This is a genomic window from Lutibacter sp. (assembly GCF_040883305.1).
In the GTDB taxonomy this organism is placed as follows: Bacteria; Bacteroidota; Bacteroidia; order Flavobacteriales; family Flavobacteriaceae; genus Lutibacter.
Window position 1 is genome coordinate 1 of record NZ_JBFLKT010000338.1, and the last position, 9436, is coordinate 9436.

Annotated in this window: 6 protein-coding genes and 1 riboswitch; of the genes, 2 read left to right on the forward strand and 4 right to left on the reverse strand. The window is 31.3% G+C overall.

Annotation, left to right across the window (positions count from 1 at the left end; translation table 11 throughout):
* The 4 genes from AB1Z17_RS10920 to AB1Z17_RS10935 all read right to left on the reverse strand — a co-directional run.
* Positions 1–644, reverse strand: a 644-nt coding sequence (locus AB1Z17_RS10920; protein WP_368051828.1) for a PLP-dependent aspartate aminotransferase family protein, incomplete at its 3' end; no start/stop codon positions are given.
* Positions 645–717: 73 nt separating this feature from the next.
* Positions 718–4107 (reverse strand): bifunctional aspartate kinase/homoserine dehydrogenase I, encoded by a 3390-nt coding sequence (thrA, locus tag AB1Z17_RS10925; protein ID WP_368051829.1) that lies wholly within the window; start codon positions 4105–4107, stop codon positions 718–720.
* Between the two features lie 96 nt (positions 4108–4203).
* A riboswitch (SAM riboswitch) is annotated at positions 4204–4305 on the reverse strand.
* Between the two features lie 62 nt (positions 4306–4367).
* The gene (locus tag AB1Z17_RS10930) at positions 4368–5657 is read right to left on the reverse strand and encodes an O-acetylhomoserine aminocarboxypropyltransferase/cysteine synthase family protein (protein WP_368051830.1); all 1290 of its coding nucleotides are present in this window, start codon (positions 5655–5657) and stop codon (positions 4368–4370) included.
* Positions 5658–6058: 401 nt separating this feature from the next.
* Positions 6059–6481 (reverse strand): DM13 domain-containing protein, encoded by a 423-nt coding sequence (locus AB1Z17_RS10935; RefSeq protein ID WP_368051831.1) that lies wholly within the window; start codon positions 6479–6481, stop codon positions 6059–6061.
* A 250-nt stretch (positions 6482–6731) separates the two neighbouring features.
* Between AB1Z17_RS10935 and metK the strand changes: the two genes are divergently transcribed.
* Together metK and AB1Z17_RS10945 are read left to right on the forward strand one after the other, a co-directional pair.
* Entirely contained in the window at positions 6732–7988 is a 1257-nt protein-coding gene (gene metK, locus AB1Z17_RS10940) for a methionine adenosyltransferase (protein ID WP_368051832.1), read from the forward strand.
* Positions 7989–8235: 247 nt separating this feature from the next.
* Positions 8236–9436 (forward strand): MFS transporter (locus AB1Z17_RS10945; RefSeq protein WP_368051833.1); only part of this gene is annotated, 1201 nt, incomplete at its 3' end.

A 9436-nucleotide genomic window follows, 5' to 3' on the forward strand; every position in this document is an offset into this window, starting at 1 on the left:
AAAACACGACCTTGACCATCCATTAATTTAGTCGCTGAATGCACTACCAAATCTGCTCCAAATTTTATTGGTTGTTGAATATAAGGAGTTGCAAAACAATTATCTATAATTAATATTAAATTGTGTTTTTTAGCAATTTCGCCTAATAATTCTAGATCTATAATATCAACTCCAGGATTTGTTGGAGATTCGGCATATAAAATTTTTGTTGAAGACGTAATTAACCCTTCAATTTCATCTGGATTATTAATATCAAAATATGATGTTGTTATATTCCACTTTGGAAAATATTTTGTAAATAATGTGTGCGTTGAACCAAAAACCGAACGTGCTGAAACGATGTGATCTCCACTACTTAATAACGCCGCAAAACTTGCATAAATAGCCGCCATTCCTGTTGCAAAGGCATAACCATCCTCAGCACCTTCCATTGTCACAACTTTCTCTACAAACTCTGTAGTATTCGGATTGCTAAAACGCGAATAAATATTTCTGTCTTTTTCTTCGCTAAAAGAAGCTCTCATATCTTCAGCATCTTCAAAAATAAAACTTGAAGTTACATACATTGGCGTAGAATGCTCTTGAAATTGTGAACGTTCTAACTGCGTTCTAATTGCTGCTGTTTCAAAATTTTTATTGCTCATCTATTTCGTATTTCATTTATTTATGAAAAAATATTTCAGATTCTTAATCAAGTTCAGAATGACGGTTTTTAATTTAATGCTTCTCTGCTAATCTTAAAATATCTCCAAAAACACCACGGGCTGTTACTGCCGCTCCTGCTCCTGCTCCTTGAATTACAATTGGTTTTTCTCCATACGATTCTGTAAATACTTCAAAAATAGCATCAGCTCCTTGTATTTGTCCTAAAGCACTATTTGAAGGTACCGAAATTAATTTCACTTCTAACACACCTTTATCCTCTTGTAAATTACCTGATAAATCCCCAATGTAACGCAATACGTGATCTTCTTTCTGATCGTCTTTTATTGCCTGATAATCCGCATCTAATTCTGACAGTCTTTCTAAAAATTCCGAGGCCTCACCTGCTCTTAAACTCTCAGGAATTAAGTTTTCAATAACTACATCGCTCAATTCATTTTGTAAATCTAGTTCACGCGCTAAAATCAACAATTTACGTCCAACATCGTTTCCACATAAATCTTCACGCGGATCTGGTTCTGTATATCCGTTTGCAATTGCCTCTTTTAAAACCGCACTAAATGGGCGATTTTGCACAGAAAAATTATTAAACAAATAACTTAAAGAACCTGAAAACACACCTCTAATTCTTGTAATATTTTCGCCAGAATCGTGTAATAATTTTATAGTATCTATTAATGGTAATCCCGCTCCAACATTAGTTTCATACAAATACGCTTTTTTATTTTCGCTTAATTTATTTCGTAATTCTTTATAAAAAGAATACTCTAAGGTATTTGCTATTTTGTTTGATGAAATTAAATCGAAGCCATTTTCAACTAAATCAATATAATTTTTAACAAACTCGCTATTTGCCGTATTATCAATTGCTATTAAATTTTCTAAATGGTTTTTTTCGGCATAATCAATTATATTCTCAACAGAATTTTCATCAGAAGCAGATCCTAAATCCGTTTCCCAATTTTCATTTATACCTTTTTTATTCAATAATACATTTTTAGAATTTGCTACCGCAAAAATATTTAAATTGATGTTTTTTCTAGAAATGATATTTTCTTTGCTTTTCAAAATTTGATTTATCAGTGTTCCACCTACTAGTCCTTTTCCAAAAATTGCAATGTTTATGTTTTTTGAAATCTCAAAAATTTCACCGTGAATAACATTTACAGCTTTGTTTAAATCGGTTTGTTTTACAACCAAACATACATTTTCACCTGTTACAGTATTGTTTATTAATATTGGAGTAATATGATTTTTTATTAAGGCACTATAGGGTTGATTGAAAGAATACAAACTTTGTCCAATAATTGAAATTACCGATACATTCTCGGTTACATAAATCTGACTTACATCTTTACTTTGAAACTCGGTTTTAAACTCTTCTTCTAATACTTTTTTTGCTTTATAACCATTTTTAGCATCTACAATAAAACCAATTCCTCGTTCACTCGAACCTTGAGAAATGATACTAACGCTAATATTTTCTTTTCCTAAAGCGCCAAAAATTCTTCCATCAACACCTACTTTTCCCAATAAACCGCGTCCAATTAAATTTACCAAAGCCACATCTTGATCAACTGACAAAGATTTAATACCTCCACGTTCCGTTTCTTTACCTATTAAAGTCCCAGTATTATCCGCATTAAACGTGTTTAAAATACGTAATGGAATATTTTTTTCGATTAATGGAATAATGGTTTTAGCATGTAAAATATTAGCTCCAAAATTTGCCATTTCGTTGGCTTCCTGGTAACTCAATTTTTCTATTTTCTTTGAATTCTCAACCAAATCTGGGTTTGCAGTATAAATTCCATCAACGTGCGTATAGTTTTGAAATTCTTCAGCATTCAAAAAATTAGCGATTAACGAGGCCGTATAATTACTGCCATTTCTTCCTAAAGTTGTTGTTTCCCCACTTAAATTAGAACCAATAAAACCTGTAATTATTTGAGTAACTTCATTTGGTTGATTTCTAAAAAACTCTATTACATTTTCTTCGGAAGTGTTTTCAAAAGGCTGTGCTTTTCCAAACTGACTATTGGTTTTAATCAACGCACGGGTATCTGCAAAATTAGCCTTTACACCTTTATTATTCAATAAATTAGCTATTGTTTTCGCTGAAATAATTTCACCTTGCGAAAGCACCTGATCTTTAACTTTAGAACTGTAATCGCCTAACAAATTAACACCTCTAAAAATTTCGTCTAACAATTGAAATTCTGCAGATAAATCAACCGTATTATCAGCTTCAATCTGATAATTTTTCATTTGTTCAAACTCTTCTAAATAAGGCAAACTACTTTTTGCTTTTTCTAAAATAGATTCTAAATGATCCGTTGTTTTTCCACGTGCTGAAACTACAACAGCTATACTTTCATTGTTAGCAATTTTATTTTCAATAATAGCTAAGGTACTTTCTAAACCTAAACCATTTGCTAACGATTTTCCTCCAAATTTTACTACTTTCATCTTATTATCTTTAGAACTTTTATTAAAAATTGGTTCTATAATTTTTCCTAATTGTTTGTATTCTATTAAAAAAGCATCGTGTCCGTGTACTGAGTTAATTTCGTTATAAGTAACATTTGGATGTGTTAATGCTAATTGTTTGTGTGTTTCTTTGTTTTCTTCCGCAGTAAAAAACAAATCTGAATCCACTCCAATAATGTGAATATTTGCTTTGATAGTGTCTAACACATGTTCACTTCTACCTTTTGTAACGTCAATAGATCTTAATAATTGATTCATTAATCTATACGCCGATAATTGAAAACGTTTTTGTAATTTATTACCGTGATGTAGCAACCAACTTTCAACATTAAAAATTTCTAACTCTTCGTTTTTTGAACGCTGAAAACGCGCTTTAAAAGATTCTGGCGTTCGGTAACACAACATTGCGTGCATACGAGCATCGTGCACTGGATTGCTAGAATTTAATAAAAACTGCTCTTGAATTTGGCAATTTGCTATTAACCAATCCGTAGCTTTCCAATCGGTTGCAACTAAAATTAAATGTTCGGTAATTTCAGGATTAATTACTGCCATTTCCCAAGCAATTCCACCTCCTAAAGAACCACCAACCAACGCAAAAACAGTTGAAATTTTTAGCTTTTCCAGACCTAATAAAAAGATATTAGCAATATCACGCGCTTCAAAATCTTTATAATTTTCAATTACAAAACCATCGTATCCATTTCCTGGAATGTTAAAAGATAAGATTGTGTATTGGTTGGTGTCAATTACTTTGTTATCACCTACCAAATCAATCCACCAACCATCTTTTCCTGCAACATTTGAATTTCCTGTTAAAGCGTGATTTACTAAAATAATTGGTGCTGAATACAGTTCCTTTCCAAAAACTTCATACGAAAGTTCTAGATGCTCATTTTTTATTCCTTTTTCAGAAATAAAATTAGTGATTGGTATGTGTTTTAATTGATTCATCAATAATTATTTAAAATAGCTTTCTTTTCAGAATTATATGTACTTAAAAAATTATTGTTATGAGAATTGCAGAAAATTACTTGAGGTAATTTCGTTTAGTTATCTATCCAAAATGGGTAGAATTTAGCACCTTCTTTAAAAGTTAAAGGGTTGCTAAGGCTTCACAGGGTCTATTCCCTCTGCCTTTCTTGATAACAATAGTCAATACATTTATGAACTAAGCGGCAAATTAACGCAATAATTTTTTCTCAAACAAAAATTTAATGTACTAATGTTTCTATTTTTTTGAAAGCTGCTGCTAAATCTTGTTTTAAATCTTCAATATCTTCAATACCCACTGACAATCTAATCAAATCTTGACTAACACCAGCACCTGCTTGTTGCTCAGCTGTTAATTGTTGATGTGTGGTACTTGCAGGATGAATAATTAATGATTTGGTATCACCAATATTAGCCAATAATGAAAATAGCTGAGTTGCATCTGTAACCTTTTTAGCCGCTTCAAAACCTCCTTTTACTCCAAAAGTTACCAAACCACTTTGCCCTTTCGGCAAATACTTTTTAGCCAATGTATTATACTTGCTACTTTCTAATCCTGGATAGTTTACCCAAGCAACTTCTTCTCTACTTTCTAACCATTGTGCCAATTCCAACGCATTTGCACTGTGTTGTTTTATACGAACTGGTAATGTTTCTAATCCTTGAATAATTTGAAATGCATTAAACGGACTTAAAGCACCACCAAAATCTCTCAATCCTTCTAAAATTAGTTTAAAAGTAAATGCTGCGGCTCCTAAAGCTTCGCTGTAAACAAGCCCGTGGTATCCTTCAGATGGTTCTGTAAATTCTGGAAATTTCCCATTTGTCCAATCAAAAGTTCCAGCATCAATAATTGCTCCACCTAATGAATTTCCTTGTCCACCAATATATTTTGTTAATGAATGAATTACCAAATTCGCTCCGTGTTTTATAGGGTTTAACAAAGCTGGACTTGCCACTGTATTATCTACAATAAATGGAACACCGGCTGCTTTTGAATGGACTGCAATTGCCTCTAAATCCAAGACATCTAATTTTGGATTACCTAAAGATTCTACAAAAAATGCTTTAGTATTTTTTTGTACAGCATTTTTAAAATTTTCTGGGATTGAAGCATCCACAAAAGTTGTTGTAATTCCCAATCTTGGCAACGTAACATTTAATAGTGTAAAAGTTCCTCCATACAAACTACTTGAAGCAACAATATGATCTCCAGCTTTTAGCAACGTTAACAATCCTGTTGAAATTGCTGAAGTTCCAGAAGCAAAAACAACTGCGCCAACTCCTCCTTCAATTGCAGCCAAACGTTGTTGTAAAATATCGTTAGTTGGATTGTTTAATCTTGTATAAATGAATCCTAATTCTTTTAATGAAAATAAATTTGCTGCATGTTCTGTATCATTAAAGACATAAGAAGTTGATTGATAAATTGGAACAGCTCTAGTTCCTCCATTTTTTGTTGTATCGTGTCCTGCGTGTAATGCTTGTGTTGAAATTTTTTGAGTACTCATAATAGTATTTTTTAATGTTTTTTTTGAAATATTTAAAATAAAAAAGCCCCTTTGGTTTTAGGTATTACCAAAGGGACTTTTATCTATTAAGATTTTAATTTCCATTTATTTCTGGCAATACCATGTCATTGTGTTCCACATTATTTGCATACACATTTCAAATTGGTTTGACATTTTATTTTTGTAAATAACTTTCATTTTAAAGTTGCTTGTAATAAAAAAACCTCTGATTTTCATCAGAGGTTTATATTATTTATATTTTATTAAATTTTAAACAATAACGCCCTCTGTGTAAATATTACACATCATAGTACGCATTGTATTAAAATTAATTATCATTTTTAACTGTTTTGATGCGACAAATGTAATCACATTTTTTTAATATCCAACAAAAAATTTATTTATTTTAACTCAGCAGTTCCAAAACTAACAGAAAAATCGACACACCAAATATTCACAAGTTTATATTTTGATAAATCTGTATTTGCCGGAATCGAATATGTAAAATCACCTGATACACCTTTTAAATCTCCAAGGTTTACATATTCAGTTGAGTTGGTATCTGTTGATAAATAAACCAATAATTTTGGTCCGATATCGGTTTTAAAGTTTGTAAATATTAACGTCGTTTTATCAGAATTAACAGTAGCTTTCCCAGAAGTTGGATGTGTCCCATCTATAAAATCTCCCATTGCAAAAATGGTTTCATTTATATTATTATCTTCATTTTCAATTTGCTCAACAATAGTTCCCATTTCATCGTTTGCTGAGCAATTGCTAAATACTAAAGCAAAAAGCACTAATACGGTTATTTTTTTTAACATAAATATGAGTTTTATGTATAAAAGTCGTAAAAAGCTTAAAATCATTACAAAATATATATTTAGAAATTATTTAACAGTTATTTTTCGTTTAGCTTTTAAATTTTCATAAATTTGCAAACGAAATATTTAGAGGAAAAATTTGAACTGATTGCAACCTCATTAAAAAATGCTAAAGCAGTAATTACTTACTCCTTTTAGCGACCAACGCAATCACCAAAATTTTTTTCAAACAATTTAAAATTAAATAATTATGTCATATTTATTTACATCAGAATCTGTATCGGAAGGACATCCAGATAAAGTTTCAGATCAAATTTCAGATGCATTAGTTGATAACTTTTTAGCATTTGATCCGAATTCTAAAGTTGCTTGCGAAACACTAGTAACTACTGGACAAGTTGTATTAGCTGGAGAAGTAAAATCTAACACATATTTAGATGTTCAAAAAATAGCGAGAGATGTTATTAACAACATTGGTTATACCAAAAGTGAATATATGTTTGATGGAAATTCTTGTGGAGTATTTTCTGCAATTCACGAACAATCTCAAGACATTAACCAAGGTGTTGACAGAGCTAATAAAGAAGAGCAAGGAGCCGGTGACCAAGGGATGATGTTTGGTTATGCTACCAACGAAACTGAAAATTTAATGCCTTTAGCGCTAGATTTAAGTCATAGAATTTTACACGAATTGGCTATATTAAGAAGAGAAAATGATGAAATTACCTATTTACGTCCAGATTCTAAAAGTCAGGTTACCATTGAATATACCGACGATAATGTACCTTTTAGAATTAAAGATATTGTAGTTTCAACACAGCACGATCAATTTTTAGAAGATGATGCCAAAATGTTAGCTAAAATAAAGGCTGATGTTATTAATATTTTAATTCCAAGAGTTATTGCAAAATTACCTGCTTCAATTCAAGCATTATTTAACGATAATATAGTTTACCATGTAAATCCGACTGGAAAGTTTGTTATTGGAGGACCGCACGGTGATACTGGTTTAACAGGAAGAAAAATTATTGTTGATACCTACGGTGGAAAAGGTGCGCACGGTGGTGGTGCGTTTTCTGGAAAAGACCCTAGTAAAGTAGATAGAAGTGCTGCATATGCAACGCGTCATATTGCAAAAAACTTGGTTGCCGCTGGCGTTGCTGATGAAGTTTTAATTCAGGTTTCTTATGCTATTGGAGTTGCAAAACCAATGGGTATTTATGTAAATACTTACGGAACTTCAAATGTTGATAAAGCCGATGGTGAAATTGCTGAAATTATTGAAACTATTTTTGATATGAGACCGGCTTCTATTGAAGAGCGTTTAAAATTACGTCAACCAATGTATTTAGAAACAGCTGCTTACGGACATATGGGAAGGGACAATCGCATTGTTAATAAAACATTTAAAAATGTTGATGGCACTGAAGTTTCTTTAGATGTTGAATTATTTACCTGGGAAAAATTAGATTACGTAGCTAACATAAAAGCTGCTTTTAATATTTAAAAGCTTGTTTTTTTTACAAATTACTAATAGAGGCTGTCTAATTTTTTAAGACAGTTTTTTTATGGAATTAATTCACAGAAAAGAAAATTAAAAATCCCTTACTTATTGTTTACCAATTATTAATAATATAATTCGTAATACAATTACACAACGTTTATTGAGAAATTAATACCATAATTAATTTTAATTATTAAATAATGAATCGCTTAAAATTACTATATTCGAAAATTATTTAAAAAAAACAAACATGTTTCAAAAATTAAAGGGATTTACGCGTGCCTTTTGGACAGCAAATATTGTTGAACTTCTAGAAAGAGGCGCATATTACGGTGTATTTATTGTAATTACACTTTATTTATCACGAATTTTAGGTTTTACTGATGTAGAAGCTGCACTAATTTCAGGTGTCTTTTCGGGAGGATTGTATTTATTACCAACTTTTACTGGTGCTTTAGCAGATAAAATAGGGTTTAAATCATCATTAGTAATCGCTTTTTCATTATTAAGTGTTGGATATTTTGGACTGGGTGCACTTCCAACTGTACTAGAATCAATAGGACTTGTTGATTATTCAGACGGAATTAAATTTACTGGATTGTTAGAATCCTCTCAAAGATGGTCAATTGTTCCAATAATGCTGGTAATTATGATTGGTGGATCTTTCATAAAATCTGTAATTACTGGTACAGTAGCCAAAGAAACAACAGAAAGCAATAGAGCTTTAGGTTTTTCAATATTTTACATGATGGTAAATATTGGTGCTTTTTCTGGAAAAACTATTGTAAAACCATTACGTGTTTCTATGGGAGATATGGGGTTAGTTTACCTAAATTATTTCTCTGCTGCAATGACATTTATTGCTTTAATAATGATTATTTTCTTCTACAAATCTTCAAAAACCGAAGGAGAAGGAAAATCTTTAAATGAAATTTGGGCTGCCTTAATAAAGGTACTTACAAACGGAAGATTAATTACACTTATATTAATAATAACAGGTTTTTGGATGGTACAACATCAATTGTATGCAACTATGCCAAAATATGTATTGAGAATGGCTGGCGAAGGTGCTTCTCCTTCTTGGTACGCTAACGTAAATCCATTGGTAGTAGTTCTTACTGTTACTTTGGTAACAAGGTTAATGGCAAGTAAAACTCCATTATTTTCTATGACAGTTGGTATGTTTATTATGCCACTTTCTGCACTTGTAATGGCATCTGGAAATTGGTTTAGCGGAAGTGAAATTGATCTTGGTATTATAAGTATGCATCCAATTGCCTTAATGATGGTTTTAGGAATTGTTTTACAAGGTTTAGCAGAATCGTTTATTTCTCCTAGATTTTTACAATTTTTCTCTTTACAAGCTCCAAAAGGTGAAGAAGGATTATATCTAGGCTTTAGTCATTTACACTCATTTATATCTTCAATTGTAGGATTTGGGTTGTCTGGAT